Here is a 25,933-nt window from a genome sequence, read left to right as displayed (position 1 = left end):
GTCCAGGTCTCTCATCTGCCAGAGAAGGTCTCTGCAGGAATTGGCACCACACCGACGCTATCAGTCGGCAGGTTGCCGGGCTTCATCGGGCCAGTCCCTCCGCCACTCTCGATAAGAGATTCATATCGATTGTCAAACCGTATTTTCGATTGCGTAATTTTTTATCACTATAGAGGAATCGGCCTATTTTGTCAATGAGAGCACCGGATTTTCCCATGAAAAACTGCATTTTTGGACATTCCGGCAGGGGAATATACTTTTGTCGCTGGCTCTGATTGCCAAATTCTGAATGGAGGAGGGTGTTTTGTGAAGAGATTATCGATTTCGCTCTTATTCCTGACACTCATTTCGGACTGGATCCAGCCTCCTTTAAAACACGGGTTCCGTCAGAACTGTCTTTGATGACCTCTTCCCTACCCTCTCCTTGCGTTACAGTCCGTTATTGACTGTTATAGTACGTGCTACTTAGAATGTGATCAAAACCATTGCAACTGTGCCGCGACTGGGATATTCCGCCATTCCGAACAGTCGTGTGCAACGGAAGAGGAGGAACGTCCATGTCGATCCGCAAAGCATTAACCATCGCCGGTTCAGACACCAGCGGCGGTGCCGGAATTCAAGCCGACTTGAAGACATTCCAGGAACGAAGCGTATATGGCATGACCGTTCTTACCACCCTCGTCACCATGGATCCGGACAACGGCTGGGCCCATGACAGTCATCCCATAAATCCGGAAGCTGTGGAAGCACAACTAAAAAGCGTGTTGGAGGGAATCGGAGTAGATGCCGCCAAAACCGGCATGCTGGGCTCTGTCGACCTGATTGAACGGGTGGCCTGGTGGATTGATCGACACGATACGGGGCCATTCGTTGTCGACCCGGTGATGATCTGCAAAGGAACCGATAAGTGGATACACCCGGAAACAGCGGACAGCTTGAAGACATTACTGGTCCCCACTGCCACTATCGTTACCCCCAATCTGTTTGAAGCCGGTGTGCTAAGCGGATTGGGTTCACTCTCCACCCTGGAGGAAATGAAAGAAGCAGCGGTTGTCATTTTCCAATTGGGCCCAGACGCCGTCCTTGTCAAAGGCGGAGGTAAACTGGGGGAAGAGACAGCCAGCGATATCCTGTATGACGGCAAACGATTTGAACTTCTGGAATCCCGGCGATTCGATACGACCCACACCCATGGCGCCGGATGTACCTACTCCGCCGCCATCACTGCCGAACTAGCCAAGGGATGGGCAGTGGAAGAGGCCGTTCGTCGTGCCAAGGTGTTCATCACCGCAGCCATCCAATACGGTTTCCCTCTGAATGACCACGTCGGCCCAGTTCACCATGGTGCCCATCGCTTATTTTCTCCGGAACCGGCTCAATCCTGAATACCGGATCAAAAAACGACTACCCGCTGATGGGGCAGTCGTTTTTTGATCTTGCAGATGGTCGCGCTCAGGACGAAATCGTACAGGTCAGAATGATATCGTACAGGTCAGAATGATATCGCCGGTTTGCACTTCATCCTTTATGTGTGTTTCCAGTTTGTTTACTTTATCCATATTGGTAATGATGATGGGGGTGATCGTGCTTTTCGCCTTCTCCTTCACCCGATCGAGGGAGAATTCAATCAACCGGTCGCCGGCTTTCACCTGGTCCCCCACTTTCACACGGGCGGAAAAGCCTTCACCTTCCATAGAAACGGTTTCCAATCCGATATGAAGCAGCCATTCCAACCCTTCCGCCGATCGGATACCGATCGCATGGTGAGTGGGAAACAACTGCACCACCTCCCCGTCCACCGGAGCGCACAAGATTCCCTCCTGCGGTTCGACGGCTACTCCATCTCCCATCATTTTTTCAGCAAAGACTGGATCCGGTACTTCTTCCAAAGCGACCACCCGCCCTTGCACAGGGGCTACTGCCACCACTTCCCTGGGACCTCGCTTCAACCATTTTTTAAACATTCCCATTCCCCCTTGCCGTTTCCTCTTCAGACTTGACCAATGGTTACATAAAAAGACCCGGTTACACGCGTCTTTCGACTGCGGGTTTACCGGGTCTTGCCTGCCAATCCAGTCACAATCCCAGATATAAAGCCAATTTCGTTCCCATTGTAGTCGGGTCCGTATGGGATGTCAAGGATCGGACAACCTTCTTCCCGTCCGTCTTTTCACGACGGCATTATCATTCAAAATTCGCTTGATCTTCACCTCTTCGTGCCTCCATCCGTTACCATCGCCACCAGTGTACCACAAAGCCGGACAATGAAAGACCATCTTTGGGAAGAAGAACCTTAACAAGATAAGTAGAACGGGACTTCGTAAAGTGACTTCAAGAGGGCTCAGCGGCTTTTTATTCTTCAACTTCTATCCTTTTTGTCATTCCTGCATTTCTATTTTTCTTCCTTTTATTTTTCCGCCTTTTCTTTTTCGATATTTTTCGTATCTTCTTTACCGGCCCCATATAGTGGGAAACTTCTACTACTCTTCCGTCTTTTATAAATAAACGAGGGATACGATGACTAAGGGTAGCGACAACTTCATAGTTAATCGTATCGAGCATTTCGGCAACTTCATCAACGGTAATCTCCGCTTTATTTTGACGGCCGTAAATGACGACTTCATCTCCTTGTTTTCCTTTACGCTCCCCCAAGCTGACCATCAGTTGGTCCATGGTCACTCTTCCCGCGATCGGTACGCGTCGTCCGCGATGAAGGACAAAACCTCGGTTGGAAAGTGCACGCGAATAACCGTCAGCATAACCGATCGGCACGGTAGCAATGACTTCCCCCAGATTGGCGATGTACGTAGCCCCATAACTAATGGTCAGGGGTTCTGTCAGCATCACTTTTACGTAAGACAAACGCGCCTTCAAACTTAATACGGGTATAAGGGTAACAAGATCAAGCTGTTTGATATGTTCGGAAGGATATAACCCATATATGCCGATCCCGATCCGAACCATATCGGCACTAAATTCAGGAAACGCAATGGCAGCAGCCGTGTTGCTCATATGCACGGTAGGAAGTTGAAAGCCTTCTTGCTCCAAAAAGCGAAGCAAACGGATAAACAGGTTGTGCTGCAATCGGGTCAAAGCGGTGTCGGGTTCATCCGCTGTTGAAAAATGCGTAAATATCCCTTTCCATATCAGGGACCTGCTGGTTGTCAGCGCTTCAACGATCGCTAAAAGTTCATCTTGCAACCGAACCCCTAAACGCCCCATACCGGTGTCCACATTAATATGAATGCCCAGAAGCTTGGACGATCCTGCTTTCTCCAATATCTTTTGGGCTTCTTTGACCCACTCAACCTGAAATGCGGATAATTGCACATTCCAAACAGCTGCTTCTTTCACACATTTGAGGGGGGTAAATCCAAGGACAAGGATCGGCGCTGTGATTCCCGCCTTTCGTAAAACGATCGCTTCCTCCAGTATGGCGACAGCCAGGGCACTCGCCCCTGCTTTCAGCGCATGGCGTGCCACTCCGACGGACCCATGACCATAGGCGTTTGCTTTTACGACAGCCATTATTTTCGTTTTTTTAGGAATATGACGTCGAATCGCTCGCAGGTTTTTCTCAAGTGCATTCAGATTTACCTCGATCCAGGTTTCTCGGCAAAACTTATTCACCCATTTCATCCACGCTCCTGCCTTTCTCGTGAACCAACATCCTTCAGGCTGGTGTTTTCATCCATTTATACTCCACCCCTACTCAGGGCATGCCAAAGAAGCTCTCCATGAAAACGGTTTGCCTAAAAATCACCAACAAAAAAACCCTTGGTTCTTCAAGGGTTCGGTTGGTGGAGCCAAGGGAATTTGAACCCCTGACCTCTACACTGCCAGTGTAGCGCTCTCCCAGCTGAGCTATGGCCCCATGGAATATCAAAGCTTAACCTTCATTTGAACACTGTACAAGTGTATCCTAAGAATTTGACCGTACAGTTCTCACTAAGTAGTTGTCAAGCTCACAAAGCCAACAAACTACAAGTCATCTAGGAAAGGACCATGCTCATACTAAGCTCATATTTTGCAACGAAACGGAGTACTACCCACCTCAACAAAGAAAATTTACGTCTGAGAGTTTATCTCAAGCAAAAAAAAGCCAATTATTTTTATGAGTTCACCCTCATGAAGCCACCTTTACTTATTTAAAAATTTCTCAGCCTTGTTCAAGCGCTCTTTGAATTTATCTAGTTTTGGTGAGACATCACTTCTAGGTGATGTTTTTTCTATTTTACTAAAAATTTCAATACCCTTTTTTAGTACCCTTATCTCTTCCTCATACTCCTCCCTCTTACGATAAATTATCGCTAATCGATCATATGGTCCGTTACCTTCAAATCCTTCTTTGATATTCAGCTCATAAAGCTCAATAGCATTATCAATAAAACCATCTTTTTCAAGTTCTTTTCCAAGGAGGTTCCTGTCTACTTGGTCAATAGGTATTTCAATATTCTTGTATGGCTTTTCTTGAGTCGCTTTGGTCTTATTTCTTTTTGTCCAAACATCCATTCTGATACCAATGTTCTTACTCTGAGTTGGATAATACATCACTTTGACTGTAGCTTTTAGTTCGTCAAACTTTACTAGCTTTTTAGCTTCTTCTCTTGGTACATAACCAAGCATTATTGTGAGCTTTTCATCTTTGTATGTACAATGTCCATAAACTCGAATTGCATTCTTATCATATGGATTATCTGGTTGTTTTCTTAGCTCAAGCTTACGATTTTCCCCTAAGATAAACTTCTTAGCACCTACATCTCTATTTTCTTTTGTCATTCCCACAATGGGAAGAAACTCAGCAACTTTTCTCGGGCACCCCTTTGGTTGATGTTGGTTAATCCTTAGTACATTTTCATCATCTTTTTCCAGTCTGAAAACATTATCAAAACCTCTTTTAGTAGGCTCTGAAATTATTGGAGAGCTAAATGGGATGGATTCAGAAGGGGAACTAGTTGAAGCTTGAATATCTGTTTTGGTTGTATCCACTTCTAGAGATGAATGCTTTTCAGTTTGAGTTTTTGTACTGAATAATGTTTCTTTGATAAACTTGAACATATTAATACCTCCTTTTAAGGGAGTGTTATATTTTCGCTGTTCTCTTGAAGCCATCTTTCTCTCATTGCTATGTCCCCTGAGTAAGTCTGGATTATCTTAATTATTATACAGCTAAACGGTGTACTATGAAAGAGCGAGTGCAGAGACTGCCGAAGGGAATATACTTGAGATTGACTGTTGATGTCCACGACATAAGGAAAATGGGAGAATTCTCGCTTTCATTCTATTTTTATTTTTAAGACTAATATGAGGAACAATTGTTCACAGAAAGCAAGACCACAATAGATGTAGCTAAACCACTCCTTATTCCCGTTAGCCAAGCCCGACCGGTTGTGGAATCATCCCATCCCGGCCCAAACACCTGATCTGACTTATGACGACAACTCGATTCGGATGATTGGGAAACTGGTGAACTCCAGAATCCCCTACCCATGAATAACCCATTCCAAAAAGCCGGTACGTTCACCCCCTATTTGAACGTACCGGCTTTTTTCATCGATTGTTGCACGAACCGCATCACCGGGACCCGGTTACCGATCCAAGCCCAATCCTTCGACGATGGCATTGGTCAACGCTTTGTTCCGGTCCCGCTGGAGACTCCATAGCATCATGCCCCCATAGCGATTGTCCGACATGTATTGAGCTACTTCCCGGGTTTTTTGCGGTGTCCACTCATGTCCGCCCCAATCTTCGGGAGGAACCATGGCACCCATGGCCACCGGGCCCTTGTAATAATGTTTGAAAGCATCAGCCGCCCGCTTCGGGTCGAAATCCTTCCCGCTGTTGTAACCCATGGGATTGATTAGATCGATTTTATCTCCCCTCTGTTTCATCGGATTAATCAGAGACCCGGAGGATTCAAATGTAAAGTCATCCACCCATTCCCCTTCCCCAAAAGCTCCCACTCCCCACGGGGTTACAGCTAATAGATATTGTTCCTGCGGAAACGTATCCCGGACACGGTCAATCAAGGAAATATACTCTTGATCCGACCGGCAGGAAACCGTGCCGTTCGTTTGCGTACATTCAAAACCTGTCGACGGTTCATAATCTAAGTCGATCCCGTCCAGGTCAAAATCATCCACAAAACGCTTCATATCCGAATAATTAATATTTTCCCAATTGGTGTAATTTAATCCACCCACGGATGCGATGACTTTTGTTTCAGGGTTTCGTTGCTTCAACAATTGGATCGCTTCCGCCAGGGTTTTTCCATCATAAGAGAACTGCAACCCGGTTCCCCCAAGATCGTGATTCCCGCGGTATTGGATATCCGGCTTGACAAACGCAAGCATGACAACATTGTGACTGGAAGGTAAATTGGCCAAAGGTGCTTCCTCCGGATCGCTCACCACCGGCTCGGACCATGATTCATAATAACCTACGAACAGGTTTTCTCCATCATATTGGGAACCTACCGTCTCTCCCCTATCCAGAGGATCGGCCTGAACCGGTACAGCAACCAACACCAACAACAAACAGACTAATAAAGAAATTTTTTTCAACATCATTCCTCCTTTTAAAAATAAAAAAAGCCGATTGGAACCATATACTTTCACAAAGTATAACGAAATATATGGATAATTGGTTGCGATTCTAATCATTTTTAAAATAATTTTATAAATAGATAAAGAGCAACAAAAATTCGCTGGAATTCCTCAATCCAAAGCCGTCAAGCAAAAAACCTTTGGTGTCCCAAAGGTTTTTTCTGCATCCTATCTACTTAAGCCTCACCAACATCAGTCACCAGTCAATCGATGGCAAGTGGATTACCGCCCACCGTTCACCTTAGACACCTGGGATTCCAGGTCCATTGGCTCGTCCTGCCGGTCATCAATCGTAATCTGGGTTACCACCCTTTGAATTCCGTTTTGCAGGGACGCACGATGGATATCGGAGGCCGCCGACATCAGGCTGTCAAGATCTCCTTCGACAACAGTGGCCGTCGGGGTGATCTGAAAAGAAAGTCCTTTCTCTTCGACAACACGACAAGCCTCTTTTACTGTCTCGCTGAAACTGGGCGTGTGCCCACCTACTGGAACGATACTGATTTCCATCAGGGGCATGGGATTCACCTCGATTTCGGGAATAAATTTCCTTTGTGTAGTTGTACCCAAAATGGCGGATACAAAAACGAACGATCCTTTTAATCGGATATTTTTCCCACGAATATCGTTGGATGAATACCGCAAAAGTAGTAAGTGAATACAAAAAAAGGAGGAAATAAATGATGCACCAACACATTCAAAATCAACTGCAACAACTTCGTTCCATGTCTGAACAACTGGCACAATTGGAACAAGCCAACGTGCAGAAACTTCATCAAATGTCTCAAATGTGCTCCCAAATCAGTCAGGAAGTGAACCGTGTATCTCAAACATATCAACAACAAACACAACCATTTCAAACGGGTGTTCAGCAACAGCCTTTCCAATCCCCGACCCAACAGATGGGGGCACCGCTTGGAGGCACCACGGAATGGGTTCAACGACACGCTCAAACGGGTTACAATCCTGTATCGGCCCAATCGGTTATTCACCAAGGGACACCGCAGCAACCGTTTCAATCCCAACCGAACCGGCCCATTCAATAAGGGAAACCCGGAGGAACACTTCCATCGAATCATCACAAAAAAGAGCCCGCAACCTCTGATGGGGAGCGGGTTTTTGATTGATTGAACAACACCATTCCATTAGGAATTGGGACAATCACGAACAATCCGGCTTAAATGGGTTATAAGAATACGGAAACGTTAATTTCTCTCTTCTTCTCCCTTTCCCGGTTCGCCTTCCTTGATCGCCAGATGTTCCCTCATCGCGTCTGCCACAAACTCCACATCCGTTCCTACAACCACCTGCAGATGGGAGGCACCGGTACGGATCACACCCCTTGCCCCGTGCTTTTTTAAAGCCGCTTCATCCACCTCGGATAAATGTTGGAGGTGTAAACGGAGGCGGGTGGCACAATGGTCCACGGAAACAACGTTTTCCCGCCCCCCCAAATCTTCCAGGAAAAGAACAGCACGCCGATCTTCTGCTTGGTCGCTCGGTTCGGAGACGGGAACATCCGCCTCTTCGTCATCCCGTCCGGGTGTCTTTAAATCCAAGGCCCGGATCAATCCATAGAAGACGAGAAAATAAACGACACCGTAGACCAAGCCGATCCCCAAAAGCAGCCATGGCCTTTGAGATAAACCTAGATTGAGGAAAAAGTCGATGGCACCCGCTGAAAAACCGAACCCGTGGTGAATATCCAACAGATAGGTTACCACGAAGGAACTGGCGGTCAGCAGCGCGTGGATTCCATACAGGAGCGGCGAGAGGAACATAAAAGCAAACTCAATCGGTTCCGTAATCCCCGTCAGGAACGAAGTAAAGGCAAAACTGAACAGGAGTCCGGCCACCGCTTTTCTCCGTTCCTTTCGCGCTGCTAATATCATGGCGAGAGCGGCGCCGGGCAACCCGAACATCATGATGGGAAAAAACCCGGCCATGAATATGCCGGCAGAAGGATCACCGGCGAAAAATCGGTTCAAATCCCCTTCTGCACCGTTAAAGCTGCCGAAAACAAACCAAACGAGGCTGTTTATGACGTGATGTAAACCTACGGGGATGAGCAGACGGTTTAAGAATCCGTATACCCCTACCCCCAAAGCACCAGCATTGATGATCCATTCACCCAGAGCGTTGATCGCATCCTGAATCGGCGGCCAAACCAAGCCAAAGATGCCGCCCAGGATCACCATGACAGTGGCGGTCACGATTGGGACAAACCGTCTTCCTCCGAAAAAAGCAAGCCAGTCAGGCAACTGAATGGTATGAAAGCGATTATAGAGCGTACCGGCGATAATCCCGGTCACAATCCCTCCTAACACCCCCATATTGATTCCCTCGTCAATCGCCGCCGTCGAATGGCTCAACACCAGGTAGCCGACGACGCCGGCGAGAGCGGCTGTTCCGCTCCCGTCCCTGGAGAAACCGATGGCCAAGCCGATTGCAAAGATCAAGGGCAGGTTTTTAAAAATGCCATCTCCAGCACTGGCGATAAAAGCAATTCCCAACAGATCATCCTGTCCCAGACGCAACAGCAGAGCCGCCACAGGTAACACCGCGATTGGCAACATCAGAGACTTGCCAATTCTCTGAAAGAAATGAAGCATTTGTCTCACTCCTTTGTCTTAAAAGATGAGTCGTTACTTACTTTTTCTGGCCATATGTTCATACAGCATGATTTCCTACATACTAGCACTTAAAAGTATAGTCGTCTATACAACTAGTCCAAATAGTGTCCATACAAAAAAGGAACCACATCAGCGTCTCATCTTTCCTGCTCATCTGATTCTATTTAATACTATTTATATAAATATAAGTAAAATTCTTATTCGGCACTACCCTCTTAACAAACAAAATAAAAACACGGTATTCAGGGAACCGATTTCTCCTTCACACGTAATGATAGAGTACCCTATCACTGTAAGAAGGAGCCTCACATCAAATGGATCACTTTTATGTCGGTTGGGGAACGCTTGCCCTGATCAACGCCGGCCTTGCCCAAGGGAAAAACCGGAGTGGGCGAAACTGGTTTTTGCTCTCGTTGTTTATGGGACCGATTGCCACCCTGTTTATCGTCGTTTGGGATAAAAAATGAAGTGTCCGATGCAGTACCCCGACAATCATAAAGAAAAGGAATCCCAACCTTGATTACAAAGGAGGATTCCTTCTTTTTATATTAACAGGGACTTGGATGTTGCCCCGTGAAATCCTATCCCACTCCTCATTCCCGGCCATCCACAGTCAGAAATCGCCTCATCCACGTTCAGTTATCATCCTTCAAAAAGGTTTCTGCTTGTTTTGCTGCATCTTCTTCCGATTGAAAATCAAACAAACCGTGCATCTCGTGGACCACCTTCCATATCTCATCCCTGGAATACCCCAAATTTTTCAACGCCAATGTGGCATAGCCGATTATATGATTATGGTTCATTCGTGCTCACTTCCTTCTGGAGGGATTTTTCAGATCGAACGAATGAATGCCCAGTCATGACCATGAGTGCCTTCCGCGACTATTTCTATTGTAGAGTGAAACAAAGACTTTCGATTTATTCGAGGACCGGCAAAATAGACGATCCGATCTTCTTCTGTTTTTATGGATCATAAAGAAAACCTCCCGAAGGGATAGTAAAAAATGACGTCAATGGCCGGGGAGAAGATGAGATGATCATTGCAGAAGTGGATACGTTTCCTCTGTTTCACCGATTGCAAGAACCTTATGGGGACGCCAACGGATATAAAAAGTACCGGACCGTGTTCCTATTCCGGATCCGGACCCGTTCAGGGCTGGAAGGATGGGGAGAGTGTACAGGCTGGCTGCCGGCAGTGGAAAAGGAGTTTCGTGGACGAATCATCCCTTTTCTAGTTGGTAAACCCGTCACCAACCGTTCACAACTGGTCGCGAACATCAAAAAGTGGAACCCGCAGGCGGCAGCGGGGATCAGCATGGCCTTGACTGAAATCCTGGCCCATCATGCACAGGTATCCGTCTGTGATTTGTGGGGGGGAGCCAGGAGACCATCCGTTCCCGTGTACGCCTCCTTCCAATCCTATACGGACCGGCCCGATTGGATCCGACGATCCCTTACCATGGTGGAACAGGCGGTATCACAGGGATTTCAGCAGGTGAAAATCAAAGTGGGCGGCCGCCCCTGGAAAGAGGATCACCACCATGTGACCTCCTTGCTCAAGGGTTTGGATGGAACTGAAGTGGAGGTGGCGGTTGATGCCAACCAAAGTTATGATGTGGCGACGGCCCTCCGCTGGAACCGGATATTCATGAGATGGGACCAGTGGCTGTGGTTTGAGGAACCCCTCCCCCTGGATCAAATCCGGGATTATCAGCTGCTGCGCACCCGCTGCACCATCCCGATCGCCGGCGGGGAAAACCTACAGGAGCCCCGCCGATTTTTACCCGCACTCAGGGAAGGAGCCTTCGATATTCTTCAACCGGATGTTCTCCACGTCGGGGGAGTGGATGCCATGCGCGACACCTTGCAAATGATACGCTGCCACGGTTTGCAAGCTTCTCCCCACACCTATGACGGAATCCTCTCCCGCTGGTACTCCCTGTTGCTGCAGGGGTGCCTGTCACCCTGGAGCAAGATGAAAAACGAATCGATTGAAGCGATTGAGTGGGATGCGATGGAAAACCCCTTTTCCTCCCTGCTCTCGATCCAACCCGTCGCCGGAGCCGTCCCACTTCCCCGGGGCCCGGGGATCGGGGCGGAATGGGACTTGGAAAAAGTGGAGAGATACCGGTGGGATGGATCCGCTTATTCGTGAAAAAACGATTCATTTCAACCATTGGACAAATAAAGACAGGATCCCCGCTGCGATCAACGGACCCACCGGCACACCGCGGAAGAGAGCCACACCGACAATGGTGCCGATCAACAATCCGGTTACAATAGTGGGCTGAGCCGTCAACAGCCCAACCCCCCTCCCCCCCAGATAAGCTACAAAAATACCGACGGCCACTGCAATCAGTCCAGATACGCTTTTCATGGTATCCACCAGGTAAGACCACGGGATTTTCCCCAAAGCGATGGGAGAAAGGACACCCATGGTTAAAATGATCACCCCGATTTTGAGTCCATACTGATCCGTCCATACCAGCGGCTGATCACTCGGCCACATACGGAGGGCCAACAATCCAAGACCTGCAATCCAGACCGTTGCATTCTTGGACAGGATGCCTAAGCCCACAATGACTAACAGCATGAAAAATACATCCATCATCGCTCACTCTTTTCTGCGAAAAATCAAATGGCTCCCCTGTGTTTGCATCAGGGGATGATGAGCTCTTATTGTAATACACGATAGTCCCCCCTTTCATCCGTCGAACCAAAATGGAGTAACCGATCCCGTTTCGGACCAATGCCCTTCTCCTCTATTCTTCACCATTCGTTAAAAAAGAGCAGGAATGATTCTGCTCTTTTTTAACGTACGGATCACTCTTGCCCGTTCCACCATCCAATCGTCTATAAATAATACCAATGAATTATAACTTTCGTTCGTTTAGTTTATTTTATAAGAACTCCGATTCCAACTCAGCAAAGAAAGTCAGGTTTTATGCTGACCAGCCGTAACGTCATCCAATAAAGGTGACACTAAACTCACAAAAAGGTAAGGTTTTTGCAAGAAAAATATATGGAAAAAGAGCGGAGATTGTTATATTTTATTAGTTGTTTACTAGGAAGGAGTTGATTTCCTGAATATCAGACTGAAAATTTGGTACAGTCACAATCCAAACACGGCTGATCCTTTCCCCCGCAATGGAGTCATCACCCCATAAGGACTCGACCGCAGGGAATGTTCGCATCAAATGGAACGGTTACACCATTCATTCGATTCAAATGCATACCAAAATGAGTAGGTGGAGGTTGTGGTGAAATGAGAAAGTTTGTCGCTCTAATCACCGGTCTGGCACTTGTCTTTTCCAGCTTAGGGGTAATGATCCCGCTTGAAGCTCACGCCAAGCCCCCCGGTGAAATACAAGAGAAAAAGATTTCACCTGAAATTTCGGCCACAAAGGGAAAGCATGTATCGGTAATCGTGGAGATGAAGACAGCTCCAGTCGCCGTCTTCGATGACAAATCAGTCACCGTTAAAAACGAGCACCGGGATGGCATTGAAAAAAAGCAGAAAGAACTCGCTGATGAAATAAAAAAAATTTCCCCTGATATACAAGTCGGGGAAGCTTACGACACCGTTTTTTCCGGAATGGAAGTAACTGTTGACGGAGCCGATTTAAAAAAGCTGGCCGATTTGCCGGATGTAAAACACATCTATCCCGTCCGTACCTATCAGACCACTATGAAGGGAAGCGCCCCGCTCATCGGTGCCCCCGATGCATGGAAAGAGAAGGATTCCCGCGGACAATCCGTAACCGGTAAGGGAATGAAAGTGGCTGTCATCGATACCGGAGTGGATGCCACCCACCCGGACCTCAAAAAAAATGTGATCGGCGGCTATGATTTTGTGGATAAAGATGAGACTCCCCAAGACGGAGACGGCCACGGCACCCATGTGGCGGGGACCATCGCCGCCAATGGCAAGATCAAAGGAGTAGCACCCGAAGCCTCCATCCTCGCCTATCGGGTTTTGGATGACAACGGAATGGGCGATACCGCAGATATCCTCGCCGCAGTGGATCAAGCCGTCAAAGACGGGGCCGACGTGATGAACCTCTCTTTGGGTATGGATGTGAACGTTCCCGATGAACCTCTTTCCTGGGCGTTGGAGCGGGCGGTGAAAAATGGCGTGGTCGCGGTGGTGGCCAACGGAAACGCTGGCCCCCGCCGCTGGACGGCCGGCTCTCCCGCCGCTTCGTCCCATGTCATTTCCGTCGGTGCCTCCACCAAAAAAGACCCGGTACCGGTCGTGCAAGCCGTCGGCGACAGCAAAAAGGTGGAACTAAACGAAATCTCTTTTTCACCGGAGATCCCGCTGAAAGGGACTTATCCCATCGTTGACGCGGGGACGGGAAAAACCGGTGAGCTGAAAAATGCCAAAGGTAAAGTAGCACTGGTTAAGCGAACCGGAAACGATGTCAACAGATTGGCAAAAAGAGCGAAAAAAGCGGGAGCCGCCGCGGTGATGGTCTATAACGACAAAGGCGGGGACTGGTTCGCCGACATCCTCATGCCGGGTATGGACCATGAGGGAAAGTTAGATAACAGCATGTTTGCTCCGATTGGAACCCTTTCAAACAAACACGGGCTCCATCTAAAAAAGCAAATGGAGACAGGAAAGACCCACGTGCGTTTTCGTTCCGTCAAACGAGAGAAAATGACCGACTTCAGCTCCCGCGGACCGGCTGCAGGCAACTGGGAAATCAAACCGGATATCGTCGCACCGGGTCACAACATTGTCAGCACCGTTCCCAAAAAAGCTCATAAAAGTGGTTACGATTCCATGAGCGGTACCAGCATGGCCGCTCCCCATGTGGCGGGAGCCGCTGCACTCGTGTTACAAAAAAACCCCGAGTGGACCCCGCAAGAGGTGAAAGCGGCCCTCTCCAATACGGCGGTCACATTGATCGACACGGAACAAAAACCTTACCCGAAAGCGCTCCAAGGGGCTGGTCGAATCGACCTGATGAAAGCCTTGCACACCAAAAATCTGGCTTTGCCCAGCAGCCTGTCATTCGGCCTGCTAAAGCCGGACACCGGTGTACAGCAGTCGGAAAAAAGCTTACAGGTAAAAAATCTGGACAGCCGGAAAAAAACCTATCGCACGCGATTGACCCTGGACAAAAGAAACAAAGGATTTACGGTTGATGTACCGACTGCTGTCACAATACAACCCCACGAGACTGCCTCAATTCCGGTCACCTTAAACATCGATACCCGACTTTCGCGTGGGGAATATACCGGTACACTCTATTTAAAGGATGGTTCCGATGAGATCAAGGTTCCTTTCCAGGTATTGATCGACCCCAAGGGATACCCTTTGATCAATAATCTGAGTACCTCCGAATTTTATATCTCTCCCAACGGAGATGGCCGCTTGGATACCATCGTCTTGTCCTACTACTTGCCTGTCTCGCCGGACGAATTAACGATTACGCTGCACCGGGACATCGAAAAGAAAGCGACACATACCATCTACCGTGCGAAACAGCCTGAGGAAGGAGCAGTGGACTGGGTATGGGACGGTAAAGATATCCGCGGGAACACCGTGAAGGATGGAGAGTACTCTATCCAAGCCACCGCCAAGTTCCTTGGGAGAAAGGGAGAAGATATCAGCTTTGTCATCGTGGACAGCACCCCTCCTAAAATCCAGGTGGACAAGCCCGCCGGACAACCCCGTTTGAGCGGCAAGGTGAAAGAGGCAAACCTGGAACGTATGCATTGGCGGATCGAGGGAGAAACGGGCTGGAAACGAATCCGCTTTGAACACGAAAAGGACGATACTTGGAAATTCCGTAAGCTCTTTAAAAAGGACGAGCTGAAAAAAGGGAAGAATCAAGTCACCATCCGTGCCATCGATGCGGCAGGTAACATCTCCACAAAAAAAGTGACCGTAACCATTCCCTGAGGGTTGGTGGCAGGTCAGACAACGTGAAGTTTTAAACAAAAACAGGCCGATGTGAACAAACATCGGCCTGTTTTATTAACCCCGATCCCGTAAGCTTCGGGAATAAAAGGGTAGGAATTGATGAAATCATTGAAACAAACGTTTTATCCCATTCGTTATTCTTGCTGCGGAAAAATTATTTTATTTGTTATAAGGAGGAACAGTTCTTGAAAAAAGTAAAAATCCTGTTAATGACTCTCTTGCCGATTGCTTTAATCGCATCTTCCTTCGTTTATTTCCACTCATCAGCCGAACAATCGGCAGAAAAGGCCAAAGATTCGGAAGATCAAACGGCTATTCCGGCTGACGATTCCCCCACTGAACCGGACCCGCACCTCACTCCTGAAACCAGCTCGACGGAAGAACAACAATACCACATGGTGGACAACCAAGGGAACCGTGTTGAGATCAGTGACCCTACTCCCTTGGGAAAGCCGTCCCAAGCGGAGCAAAAAAAGAAAGAACCTGTAAAGGTAGACCGTGAAACAACAGCCGACGTCTATGATGAAAAAGGAAAAAAAATCGGGGAGCAGACAATTTCACAAGACTTCATTGAAGGAAAAAGCGAATCATCGGGAGCAGAACAGGCTCCTCAAGCGCAACAAGCTCCCCAGGCCCAAACCGCTCCTGAAGCGGGGAACGCTCCAGAATCCCAAAGTGCACCCGGTGCAAAACGGGTGATGACGGTACTGATAGCCGCCGATGAAGAATATAGAGCCGCCAACCCCGATTGGATGCAGTTAACGGCAGCGATCATGGAAACGACCAATAAGCCTTTTATGCGCGATCATCAAATCGATTTTCAAATACAAGCTTATGCTGAATGGAAATCTGACGGTGCGGGAAATCATCAACTTCTCGAAGACTTGGACCGAGATTGGAATAAGGGAATCTATGATTTCGTCGTCGGTTTTACGAAAGATCGGAACTTTACCGCCGGCGGAATGGCGTATGTATACCCATCCCCCCCAACGGGCAGTGCTGTCAGCGTAAACTTGGATCAAGGCAGCACATTGACGCCCTATGCGGTCCAGCATGAACTCTCGCATAATCTCGGGTTGCACCATGATGCACAAGGAAGCGGCAAGAAGTGCGTCATGAATTATGACTCCATGTATCAGACCGATAGTTGGGATCCGGAGCATCATCAACAGATCGCACAGAGTAAACAGGGTTACGGCCGTACTGTAAACGAACAGCCGGACACGCCGGAAAATGATGAAGAAAATTCCGGTGAAGATGAACATACGGATGAGGATGAAAATACACACGAAAATGAAGACACCCCGGACGAAAATACCCATGAGGAAAACCCTGAGGATACCAATGAAGACCATCATGACGAGAACACCAATGGTGACAATGATGAAAATACCCCTGATGACGGCAGGAATTTAGAAGGTCTTTCCGACTATGAAAAGAAAGTGGTAGAGCTGATCAATCAGGAGCGTCAAAAACATAATCTAAAGCCGCTGGAAGTGGATCCGGAACTATCAAAAGTAGCCCGCATCAAATCGGAAGATATGAAAGAAAAGGATTATTTCTCTCACCACTCTCCCACTTATGGCTCCCCTTCGGATATGTTGAAGAGCTTCAATATTTCATTCCGTTACGGGGGCGAAAACCTCGCTTCTTTCTATGCCACACCAGAAGATGTCGTCGATGCCTGGATGTACAGTCCCAATCACCGTTGTAATATCTTAAGCCCTCACTACACACATATGGGAATTGGACATGTGACGGGCGGGCATTTCGCTGTCTACTGGACCAATCTGTTTATCGCCAAATAACCGTCATGAGAACCCAATATTAACAAATGAAACCGGGTGAGGATTTACAACCACCCGGTTTTTTTAGAAACGCTTTTGGCCGCATCCTTCCTCTTCCTCAACCATCTGACAACGGGATCCCCTCTCCAATCGGACATAATCGTAGCTTCTCAGAATTCTCTAAGAGGCTCTCGTTCTTCTTACTGTTGAACAGTGTGGGAAAACCGCTTCCCTTTCGTAGATCCCTCTGTCCAGTGCCATCCGATACCGCTTTTGCCGGAACAGGAACCACAACGGTAAACCTTAAAGCGACACACATGAAACAACCCCTTTCGACGAAAGTGATTGATTCATAAAATCCGCCTTTCTTCTCATTCACAGCAGATTATAGAAAAAATCCCTTCCCCACCTCATAAGTATAAATGTCTATTTTTTTAAAATGCATCATTGAATTAAACACGGATAAAACGGATATTATTTTCCGGAGAAAGCGCTCTTCGGTTCCCTTTAACCGTAACACCCCATCTATAAAAGGAAGTTACCGCATAATCATACTCGTTGGAACATCCCCTGCAACAAACGTATTCTTATGAAATACTATTTTTTTTTAAATCAATTGCAACAATTTCACCCGCTCTGGTACGATAGTGAGAGACCTCTAAGGAGCCGCAACATCCCATGTCATTTGACCGGAACCCCAACGCGCTCACTCGAAAAGAAAAATACCGGTGGGTGAAATACGGGGGGTACCACCCCATCGTATGGTTTTTAATTATGGGCACTGCCATCACCCGCACCGCTTCGTTCATGAGTCTCCCTTTTTTAGCCATTTATCTTTCCAAATTTCTGAACCTCGACCCTCTATTAGTGGGAATCACGCTCGGAATGAGCGGCTTGACTGGTTCAATGGGCGGCTTTATCGGTGGGTATCTGTCCGACCGTTGGGGTCGTCAACGAATTATGTTGTTCTCTTTTTTCGTCTGGACAGGGGTTTTTTTCGGCTTTCTATTTGCCGATTCTTTTTGGAGCTTCCTGATTTTAAACAGTCTAAACGGGCTTTGCCGGGCTTTTTTTGAACCCTCTTCCCAAGCATTGATGGCGGATGTCTCCACCCCTAAACAACGTTTAAAGATATTTAGTTATCGGTACATTGCCATTAATATCGGGATGGTCACCGGTCCTATGTTGGGATCTCTCCTTTTTGGCACGCTCGGATTAGCCATCTTTTTATACACGGGAATGATCTATGCCGTCTATTTTCTTTTGTTATGCATCTTTTTATTTCTCCACCATCACGATCTTCGAAAAGCCCAAGAGTCGGATCCGAACCATACCCGCTTCCGTGAATGTTGGAGAACCATCCGACAGGACCAGGCACTGCGCTATTTTGTTTTGGCGGGCGTTTTGTTTTTTATGGTATATTCCCAAATTGAATCCTCCTTGCCGTTATACTTGGCTACACAATCGGGTACCATGGATCATCTTTTCCCCATCCTTTTGTCCATCAACGCAGCAATGGTCATCCTCCTGCAAGCCTTTATCACCCGATGGGTGGAGAATAAACATATACTGACCAGCTTGATCATCGGTACCCTTTTGTCTGCTGGAGGACTTCTCTCATTCGCACTCGGAAATCAGGATGCCGCATTTATCACCGGGGTGGTGTTGATCACGTTTGGAGAGATTCTCATCTTCCCCATATCCAGTCTCTTCATCGATCGCATCGCCAAAGACGGCATGCGTGGCACCTACTATGGGGCTAATAATCTGGGGCAGTTGGGACTTTTTTTGGGGCCGATATTGGGAGGCTTGTTGCTTCACTATTTTGGAGGAGAGACCCTTTGGTGGATGATGGCCTTTCTTACCATGCACCTCATCCTCTTCCATGCGATGGGGTATCGGGCATTCAGCAAAAAACAGGGAGTGACGATCCTGGACATCGTCCGCAGGGTGCTCATCGACTTGCGGTTGATTACTCCGATCAAGACCATTATGAAGAGCGTCCCTCTTCTCTCCCTCACTTTTCTATGTCTCTTGCTGCCCTATTCTCTGTTTGAACAGGGAATCGAAGGACCTCCCCGTTCTCAGACGGTTGAAGTAACCATTCCGGAACATGCCACTGTCGGAGATGTTGGCCGTGAATTGGAAATTCAAAAAATCATTCAAAACCATCGGTTCTTCCCTCTGTATGCCGAAGGATATTCTCTTTTCCACTCTTTCAGCATCCAACCCGGAACCTACCGGATTGAGCCGGATATGGATCTCCAAGAAGTGATGGCCGTCCTGTCCCGGGGCACCTTTCAAGTGGATATTCCGGATGGAGCCACTGTTGAGAAAATCGCGGAATTATTGGAAGACCACGGCATCTCCAAACAGGAGGTCTATGAAGCGGCAAACCAAACGGACTATCATTTTTCCTTTTTGCGAGATATCCCTACGAATCCGCGTCCGTATCGGCTTGAAGGGTATATGGTTCCGGGATCTTACGAATTCAACCGAGGCGTGGAGGCGGAAGAAATCATCCAGGTGATACTGGAGCGGTTTGAGGCACTGATGACACAGGAAGTCAGGACCCGGCTGCGTCAAGGAAACCTCTCGATGGATCAATGGGTTACAGTCGCGTCCATCCTCGAGTTACAAGCATCCGATCAGAACCCAAAGCCATCCCAAGCACGGGAAATTTACGACCGGCTCAATCGGGGAGGAATCATTGAGCTCCCCCCTCTCCCCTCTCCTTATTCAAATTTAAATTACTCTCAAACAGAGGGCCTTCCTCCCGGACCCCTCAATAATCCGGGAACCGAATCCCTCAATGCCGCTTTATATCCCAAAAATCATACAGCAGGCCAAGAGAAGGGAAATGACTAAGTCGCCGGTAATGACAAGAATGAACCCGTCACTCCATCGAAAGAGCGGGTTCATTCTTTTTCAACCGGGTCTAATAGGCTCTGGCAAACCAGACCGTATGTTGAGCTTTTTGGCCGCACGTCATGCACGTCTGCTTGTAGACCGGCGGATCAAACGGTATATTGCGGGAGGTGAACTTGGTCTCTTCCTTTATTTTCAACTCACAGGAGCCGTCACCGCACCAGCCCGCCAACACCCACCCCGCAACCCCCTTATCTTTCTCCACATCAGCGAGGTGCGCCTTTAAATCTTCCAGGGTGTCGATGTGTAGATGAGAGTGATCGTTTCGGAAGCGCAGGGCCGCTTCAAACATGTTTTGTTGAATTTCTTCCAATAGATCCCGTACGGTCTGAACCACTCCATCGAAAGAGACTGCCACTTTCTTTCCGGTATCCCGACGAACCAAAATCACTTGGTTGTTGTCTACGTCTCGGGGACCGATTTCCAAGCGGACGGGAACACCGCGCATCTCCCATTCGTTATACTTCCAGCCAGGAGTCTCTTCCCGCAAGTCAGCCTTCACCCGGATCCCAGCCGTTTGAAACGCGTCATAAAGCGGATCAAAGCGTTCCATCACCTTTTCTCTCATCTTGGCCGGTCCCACCGGAATCATTACCATCTGAACTGGGGACATGCGGGGCGGCAATGCCAAACCGCGATCATCACCATGAACCATGATCATGGAACCGATCAGGCGAGTGGAAGTCCCCCACGATGTGGTATGCACATATTTTCGCTGATTGTCTCTGTCAAGAAACTGGATGTCAAACCCTTTCGCGAAGTTCTCCCCCAGGTAGTGTGAGGTACCGGCCTGAACAGCCTTACCGTCCTTCATCATCGCCTCGATTGAAAACGTGTCCACGGCGCCGGCAAACCGTTCGCTCGGTGTCTTTTGACCCTTCCAAACCGGGATCGCAAGCTCCCGTTCTACAACTTCGCGATAGATTTCTAACATCTGCATTGTCTCCTGACGGGCTTCCCCTTCTGTAGCATGAGCGGTATGCCCTTCCTGCCAGAGAAATTCGGATGTTCGCAGGAAAGGCAAGGTTCGCTTCTCCCATCGGAAAACATTGGCCCATTGATTGAGCAAGACCGGCAAATCCCGATAGCTTTGGATCCATTGACTGTACAGGTGACCGATGATCGTCTCGGATGTCGGGCGCAGTGCCAGCCGTTCTTCCAGTTTTTCTCCCCCTGCTTCAGTCACCCAGGGCAGCTCCGGATTAAATCCTTCCACATGCTCCTTTTCTTTTTGTAAAAAAGACTCCGGGATCAACATGGGAAAATAGGCATTCCGATGTCCAGTCTCCTTAAACCGTCGATCCATGGCTTGCTGAATCCGCTCCCATAGTTCATAACCATCCGGCTTAAATGCGATACAACCCCGAACTGGCGTGTAGTCCATTAAATCCGCTTTACGGATCGTATCAATGTACCAACGCGAAAAATCTTCCGATTGCGGGGTGATTTCCTTCACATACTCTTTCTCATTTGCCACCTGAACACCCTCCTTTAACCGAAGTACGGCCTGACTAAAAATATCCGTCCTCTCAATGGCAAAAATCCACTGTTAAAAGAATAAACCCCCGTCCCAATAGGGACGGGGGATTCACCCGCGGTACCACCCTGATTAACCGTAAATGGCAAGCAACGGTTCACTTCACTCCCATAACGGCGGGGATCCGGCTTGACTCATCGTCAGCGGCTCCAGGATGGGAACCAGATACTCTGTGCATCGACCTTCCAGACGAGGGTCGACTCTCTGTAGCACAGTCTGTACCTGCGGGTCCTTTCATCGCCTTTTATAAAATAGAAATATATCATGTTTAGAAATCATGGTCAATTTTAGGGGTCCCGTTTAAGGGCGTCTCCTCTCTCCCCTACAGTGTTCCCCTTTTTTTATGTTTCAATCTATGCCTTGTTTTCATTTCGAAGGTTTGATGAGTGTTCCCATCGTCCCTGCCACCGCAAAAAGAATAAACATGAAACTGAAGTCCCACCGATCCGCAACCATCCCCGCTGTCGGAGATCCGATCACCTGCCCCAAAGCGAGAGTTAAAAAAGGCAAACCAATGCCCGTAGCCGTTTGTTTCGGGAATACACGGATTCCCCAAACCAACAGCACACCTGTGAGGTATATATATGCGACACCAAAAAGGAAAGCGGACAGATAGACAAAAAGAACATTTTCCAGGAAAACGGGGAGCAAGAGAATCGATAACGCTAAAGTGAAAACACCGAATCGATAGGATCGAAATAAACCTATTTGTTGAATGATGTTCCCCGCTATTCCCCCTAAAATCCCTGAAATACCGATCACGATCCAAAAGCCGGAGGTGACCCAATCGGAATGCTGCCCCTCATGAACCAAATACCCTCGGGAAAAAGTCCAATAGGACGCACTGGCCGTCCCAATGATCAAAGAAGCAAGAAACAAGGGGAGAAGACCTTTCCGGATAAAAGAAGAGTACGATACTTTCTCCCTTTTTCCCTTCTCTTCAGCGGGAAGCACAACCGCGTTCCAAAACAAAACGAGAAGCGCAAGCAAAGCGAAGAGGATATAGGCTATCCGCCAATGACCCGCAAAAAACAAGGCCGTCGGACCGGAAATGATAATACCCAGGCCGGTCCCAGAATTAATCCATGTATTGGCACGTTCTTGCAACCCCTTTGATATCTTTTGAGACACCACAGCGGCATAAGGAGGAGAAGCCAACCCCGTACTCGCACCCGCCATCCATACTCCAAGTGCAAACATGCCCGGATGGTGAGAGATTGCCATTGTAAACATACCCAAACATGCCGTTAATCCAGCCATTATGATTACAATACGCGGCCCTAGGCGGGACGTCATAAAGGTGGACAAAACGATGGCCATACAATAAGAAAAATACGAACCAGATGCAATGATCCCGGAAGTAACCGTATCCAACCCCAGATTTCGACTGAACTCCGGCAACAAAAGTCCGTATCCAAAACGCGCGAACCCGTAGGTGACCGCGATCATCGCCATCCCAGGTAAAACGAAGCGAATAAAGTTCATTTTCGCCCCCTGATCCGCTAGTGATCCAACAGATTTTTTACTGTAGAAATAGCATGTTTCGTTACTTCTTCCGCACCCACCATTTGAGCCATCGCAGTCGCTCCTTCCAGTACAACGGCCAACTGAACAGCTAACCCTTCCGGATCGGCGCTATTGTTCTTCTGCGCAAGATCTTTCAGGTAGTGCAAAACATTTTTTTTATGGTTGCGAGCAATCATGTCGATTTCGCTGTTCAACCCCGAAAATTCTTCCATGGCACGCAGCAACATACAGCCGTTTTTTCCTTCTCTGCCCAACCAAAGACCATGGGCCTCCACTAACGAAACAAATGGATTTTCCTTGGAATCAGTGATCGTGGTATGCAAAAAAGACCAATACTTCTCTTCTCTATGCTTTAGTACTTCCTTAATCAACTCTTCCTTGGAGGGAAAGTACCGATAAAGCGTCATGGAAGCGACACCGGATTTCTTGAGAATCTCATTGATGCCGGTGGCATGAAACCCTTTTTGATAAAACAAGGATTCCGCCGTTTCAAGAAGGGCTTCTCGTTTATTAGACTGAACCATCATCCAACCTCCTAGGTAGAACGTTCTTTCTACTGGTAAACGTTAGCATTCAACAGCCCACTCTGTCAAGGGTCCCTATAACAATCATGTCGGTTCCTGTGAACGGCTTAAAGAAATGGTTACAGGAGCAGGAACAGGGGAAGAGAAGAAAGGGATAAGGCACGGGTCGCTATCGATTGAGATCGGCCATTTCATTATGGGATCTAGGAGGGTGAAAGATGAACAGAATGTTGACAAATATCCTGACCGACGATATCAAAGCTACTCGCGACACACTGGTTGGATTATTTGATCTTGAAGTGGAGTTTGATTCCGACTGGTTCGTCAGCATGGTCGGCAATGGTGGAACCGTTCGTATCGGAGCGTTTCAACGGAACAGCGACTTTGTCCCTTCCTCCTACCAGTTGCCTGCCCAAGGTGTGATTATCACCATTGTGGTGGACGATGTGGAGTCCTACTTTTCTCGTGCCAAGTCCCAAGACCTCCACATTGTGGAAGAACCGCGCGACCTTCCCTATGGTCAACGCAGAATGCTCGTGCAGGATCCCAGTGGCCTGTTGATTGATATTTCCGCACCGACGGCATCAGTGAATCAATAACTACAAAGCGGCTGACTCAGGGAGGTCATGCCAGCCCTGGTTTTTTTAAAAAAGCCGGATGGGTTAAGAGTCTTCCGAATCAAAGATTCCACCCGAGTCTCCATGAGGACTGAATCTTACAATAATGTCATACAAATTAAAGGTCCCTGTTATAGCAAGGCGGAATCTCCCCATTGTATAATCAACATGGAAAAAGATTCCCTGCCCTATCATTCATTCCTGTTAAAGGGATTATCCACTGTGACAGTGTTTATCGTTTTAATCCACATCCGGAAAAGGAGGTCATTCAATTGAATTCGGATAAACACCATCAACCCGAAGGTTTAAAGAAATGGGAAAAAGAAATCAGGACTCATTCCAGCAGCAGTAATCATCACCACTCATTTAAATTGGTTTGGAGAAAAGAAAAGCCGATGAATCATGCAAATGCTTAAACGGGAGCTTGGAAAGCGACGGCCCCAAAGTATTTTCCCTCAAAAAAGAGCCTCCTTCTTGGCTGGTCAAGAAGGAGGCTTTTACCATGTAACTCCCTCTTGACAGCGCTTTCATATCCATTTAACATCTGAATTAAATCATTTTTCCCCATCTTTATATTGTTATGATTCAAACAAATGGAATAGGAGTGCACAAATGAACAAATACGGCGGTATAATTCTCATCTTCTTGTTGGCATTCACCTTTTCCATTCCGGGAAGCGGCACAGCCGTGGCATCGCCCAGCTCAGCTTTGGGGGGATTCCTGACCGAACAGGGACCGCCGCCACCAGGGGCCAATGACCCGAACTGCCGACCGGATGAAGCCCATCCCGTACCGGTCGTGCTGGTACCCGGCACCTTTGAGACCATGGCCCAGAACTGGGCCGTCCTATCACCGTTGCTGGCAGAAAAAGGCTACTGCGTCTACTCTTTAAATTATGGATACAGCCATGCTGGTCCGGCCACAGGTCCCATAGAGGATTCAGCAGAGGAACTCAAAATCTTTATCGACAACGTACTCCAACTTACCGGCGCACAGAAGGTATCCATTGTGGGTCACAGTCAGGGCGGAATGATGCCCCGCTACTATATCAAATTCCTCGGCGGATCTAAAAAAGTAGACAACCTGATTGGACTTGCCCCCTCCAACCACGGCACAACAGGACTGGTCGGGCTCTCCGAACTGACGTCGACCGGCTCCGATCTCACCTCGTGTGCGGCCTGCCTCCAACAGCTAGCCGGGTCGGAGTTTCTCAAAAAGCTCAACGAGGGTAACGAAACCCCTGGGAGGGTTTCCTATACGGTGGTCGCCACTCGGAACGACCAGGTTGTCGTCCCCTATACCTCGTCCTTTCTGAGCGGAACACCTAATCAAGTGGCTAATATTACCCTGCAGGACTACTACCCGTTGAATAACATCGAACACCAAGGCATCGCTTATGACCCGGATGCTTTCACGTTTGTCATGGACGCACTTGCTCATGAAGGACCGGCTGACCCGGAGCGGGCCGTTGGTCTCATTAAATAATCCAGAGATCCCGATTGTTTAGCTTCCAATGAAATCATAGAATCCGACGACTTCACGTCGGACTCTTTTTTTATCCAGGACCTGCACACAGTAGCCATTCCTGCATGCGGCCCATTACACTGGCCGTACAACGCCTCTGATTGCCAGAGAAAATAACACAAGGTGTGAATTCCTAGTTCTATTTCTAGCCTCTAGAAACGATTAGGAAATGATGTTTATCTTAACCACCAACCAAGTATTTGATTTTTCTTAATTTACCGAATAAACCGGTTGCCATTTCTCCGTCTGCCCTTCATCTGCCGGGATCGCAATAGTCATCCAGCAAATATTGTACGATATCACTAGGCGTGTCTGT

At 48.0% G+C, this 25,933-nt stretch carries 20 protein-coding genes, 1 tRNA gene, 1 pseudogene and 1 riboswitch; of the genes and pseudogenes, 10 read left to right on the top strand and 12 right to left on the bottom strand.

The genetic code is table 11. The annotated features are described in order from the left end of the window. Positions 1–8: 8 nt before the first annotated feature. Positions 9–118, bottom strand: a riboswitch (SAM riboswitch). Between the two features lie 439 nt (positions 119–557). Further along, positions 558–1,385 carry a pyridoxine/pyridoxal/pyridoxamine kinase gene (pdxK, locus tag JOE21_RS08370; protein ID WP_309864750.1) on the top strand — a complete coding sequence of 276 codons (828 nt, stop codon included), beginning with the start codon at positions 558–560 and terminating at the stop codon, positions 1,383–1,385. 87 nt (positions 1,386–1,472) lie between these two features. Here the strand turns inward: pdxK and JOE21_RS08365 are convergent, their stop codons facing one another. From JOE21_RS08365 to JOE21_RS08340, 6 genes and pseudogenes are all read right to left on the bottom strand, one after another. Next, complete coding sequence (locus JOE21_RS08365) at positions 1,473–1,964, bottom strand: PTS sugar transporter subunit IIA (RefSeq protein ID WP_309864749.1); 492 nt, start codon at positions 1,962–1,964, stop codon at positions 1,473–1,475. A gap of 505 nt (positions 1,965–2,469) precedes the next feature. Next, positions 2,470–3,630, bottom strand: a pseudogene (gene alr, locus JOE21_RS08360) (alanine racemase); the annotation flags it as partial. A 168-nt stretch (positions 3,631–3,798) separates the two neighbouring features. After that, positions 3,799–3,874, bottom strand: a tRNA-Ala gene (locus JOE21_RS08355). 266 nt (positions 3,875–4,140) lie between these two features. Continuing rightward, on the bottom strand, positions 4,141–5,058 hold the full coding sequence (locus JOE21_RS08350; protein ID WP_309864748.1) for an HIRAN domain-containing protein: 918 nt from the start codon (positions 5,056–5,058) through the stop codon (positions 4,141–4,143). Between the two features lie 530 nt (positions 5,059–5,588). Beyond that, positions 5,589–6,563, bottom strand: a complete 975-nt coding sequence (locus tag JOE21_RS08345) for a glycoside hydrolase family 18 protein (protein ID WP_309864747.1) — start codon at positions 6,561–6,563, stop codon at positions 5,589–5,591. Between the two features lie 264 nt (positions 6,564–6,827). Beyond that, positions 6,828–7,124, bottom strand: a complete 297-nt coding sequence (locus JOE21_RS08340; protein WP_309864746.1) for an MTH1187 family thiamine-binding protein — start codon at positions 7,122–7,124, stop codon at positions 6,828–6,830. A gap of 161 nt (positions 7,125–7,285) precedes the next feature. On the opposite strand from JOE21_RS08340, the gene JOE21_RS08335 reads away from it, so the two are divergent. Then, positions 7,286–7,651: a hypothetical protein gene (locus JOE21_RS08335; RefSeq protein WP_309864745.1), complete on the top strand. Its 366-nt coding sequence runs from the start codon at positions 7,286–7,288 to the stop codon at positions 7,649–7,651. Between the two features lie 159 nt (positions 7,652–7,810). Here the strand turns inward: JOE21_RS08335 and nagE are convergent, their stop codons facing one another. Continuing rightward, positions 7,811–9,217: an N-acetylglucosamine-specific PTS transporter subunit IIBC gene (gene nagE / locus JOE21_RS08330; protein ID WP_309864744.1), complete on the bottom strand. Its 1,407-nt coding sequence runs from the start codon at positions 9,215–9,217 to the stop codon at positions 7,811–7,813. Between the two features lie 335 nt (positions 9,218–9,552). On the opposite strand from nagE, the gene JOE21_RS08325 reads away from it, so the two are divergent. Continuing rightward, positions 9,553–9,705 (top strand): hypothetical protein, encoded by a 153-nt coding sequence (locus tag JOE21_RS08325; RefSeq protein ID WP_309864742.1) that lies wholly within the window; start codon positions 9,553–9,555, stop codon positions 9,703–9,705. A 168-nt stretch (positions 9,706–9,873) separates the two neighbouring features. Here JOE21_RS08325 and JOE21_RS08320 read toward each other — a convergent pair whose 3' ends face one another. Beyond that, positions 9,874–10,041, bottom strand: coding sequence for a RuvA C-terminal domain-containing protein (locus JOE21_RS08320; RefSeq protein WP_309864740.1), 168 nt, complete (start codon positions 10,039–10,041; stop codon positions 9,874–9,876). 230 nt (positions 10,042–10,271) lie between these two features. On the opposite strand from JOE21_RS08320, the gene JOE21_RS08315 reads away from it, so the two are divergent. Beyond that, positions 10,272–11,393, top strand: coding sequence for a mandelate racemase/muconate lactonizing enzyme family protein (locus JOE21_RS08315; protein WP_309864738.1), 1,122 nt, complete (start codon positions 10,272–10,274; stop codon positions 11,391–11,393). A 9-nt stretch (positions 11,394–11,402) separates the two neighbouring features. Here JOE21_RS08315 and JOE21_RS08310 read toward each other — a convergent pair whose 3' ends face one another. Further along, a complete protein-coding gene (locus JOE21_RS08310) occupies positions 11,403–11,846 on the bottom strand; it encodes a DUF441 domain-containing protein (RefSeq protein ID WP_309864735.1) in 444 nt (147 codons plus the stop codon). Positions 11,847–12,503: 657 nt separating this feature from the next. Here JOE21_RS08310 and JOE21_RS08305 point away from each other — a divergent pair. The 3 genes from JOE21_RS08305 to JOE21_RS08295 all read left to right on the top strand — a co-directional run bounded on the left by JOE21_RS08305 (position 12,504) and on the right by JOE21_RS08295 (position 19,828). Continuing rightward, positions 12,504–15,152, top strand: coding sequence for a S8 family serine peptidase (locus JOE21_RS08305; RefSeq protein ID WP_309864733.1), 2,649 nt, complete (start codon positions 12,504–12,506; stop codon positions 15,150–15,152). A gap of 206 nt (positions 15,153–15,358) precedes the next feature. Continuing rightward, on the top strand, positions 15,359–16,981 hold the full coding sequence (locus JOE21_RS08300) for a M12 family metallo-peptidase (protein WP_309864731.1): 1,623 nt from the start codon (positions 15,359–15,361) through the stop codon (positions 16,979–16,981). A gap of 657 nt (positions 16,982–17,638) precedes the next feature. Then, positions 17,639–19,828, top strand: coding sequence for an endolytic transglycosylase MltG (locus JOE21_RS08295; RefSeq protein WP_309864730.1), 2,190 nt, complete (start codon positions 17,639–17,641; stop codon positions 19,826–19,828). A gap of 70 nt (positions 19,829–19,898) precedes the next feature. Here the strand turns inward: JOE21_RS08295 and proS are convergent, their stop codons facing one another. The 3 genes from proS to JOE21_RS08280 all read right to left on the bottom strand — a co-directional run bounded on the left by proS (position 19,899) and on the right by JOE21_RS08280 (position 23,476). Continuing rightward, entirely contained in the window at positions 19,899–21,365 is a 1,467-nt protein-coding gene (gene proS / locus JOE21_RS08290; RefSeq protein ID WP_309864728.1) for a proline--tRNA ligase, read from the bottom strand. Between the two features lie 426 nt (positions 21,366–21,791). Further along, positions 21,792–22,910, bottom strand: coding sequence for an MFS transporter (locus JOE21_RS08285; RefSeq protein ID WP_309864727.1), 1,119 nt, complete (start codon positions 22,908–22,910; stop codon positions 21,792–21,794). Between the two features lie 17 nt (positions 22,911–22,927). Continuing rightward, positions 22,928–23,476 carry a TetR/AcrR family transcriptional regulator gene (locus tag JOE21_RS08280; RefSeq protein ID WP_309864726.1) on the bottom strand — a complete coding sequence of 183 codons (549 nt, stop codon included), beginning with the start codon at positions 23,474–23,476 and terminating at the stop codon, positions 22,928–22,930. A gap of 218 nt (positions 23,477–23,694) precedes the next feature. Here JOE21_RS08280 and JOE21_RS08275 point away from each other — a divergent pair, with 218 nt between their 5' ends. The 3 genes from JOE21_RS08275 (at position 23,695) to JOE21_RS08265 (ending at position 25,578) form a co-directional block, all read left to right on the top strand. Beyond that, entirely contained in the window at positions 23,695–24,075 is a 381-nt protein-coding gene (locus tag JOE21_RS08275; RefSeq protein ID WP_309864725.1) for a VOC family protein, read from the top strand. 290 nt (positions 24,076–24,365) lie between these two features. Continuing rightward, on the top strand, positions 24,366–24,509 hold the full coding sequence (locus JOE21_RS08270) for a hypothetical protein (RefSeq protein WP_309864724.1): 144 nt from the start codon (positions 24,366–24,368) through the stop codon (positions 24,507–24,509). Between the two features lie 196 nt (positions 24,510–24,705). After that, positions 24,706–25,578: an esterase/lipase family protein gene (locus JOE21_RS08265; RefSeq protein WP_309864723.1), complete on the top strand. Its 873-nt coding sequence runs from the start codon at positions 24,706–24,708 to the stop codon at positions 25,576–25,578. The last annotated feature ends 355 nt before the right edge of the window (positions 25,579–25,933 follow it).

Origin of the sequence: Desmospora profundinema, from assembly GCF_031454155.1 — a bacterium.
Lineage (GTDB): Bacteria > Bacillota > Bacilli > Thermoactinomycetales > DSM-45169 > Desmospora > Desmospora profundinema.
This window is presented reverse-complemented; position numbering and strand designations above follow the sequence as displayed.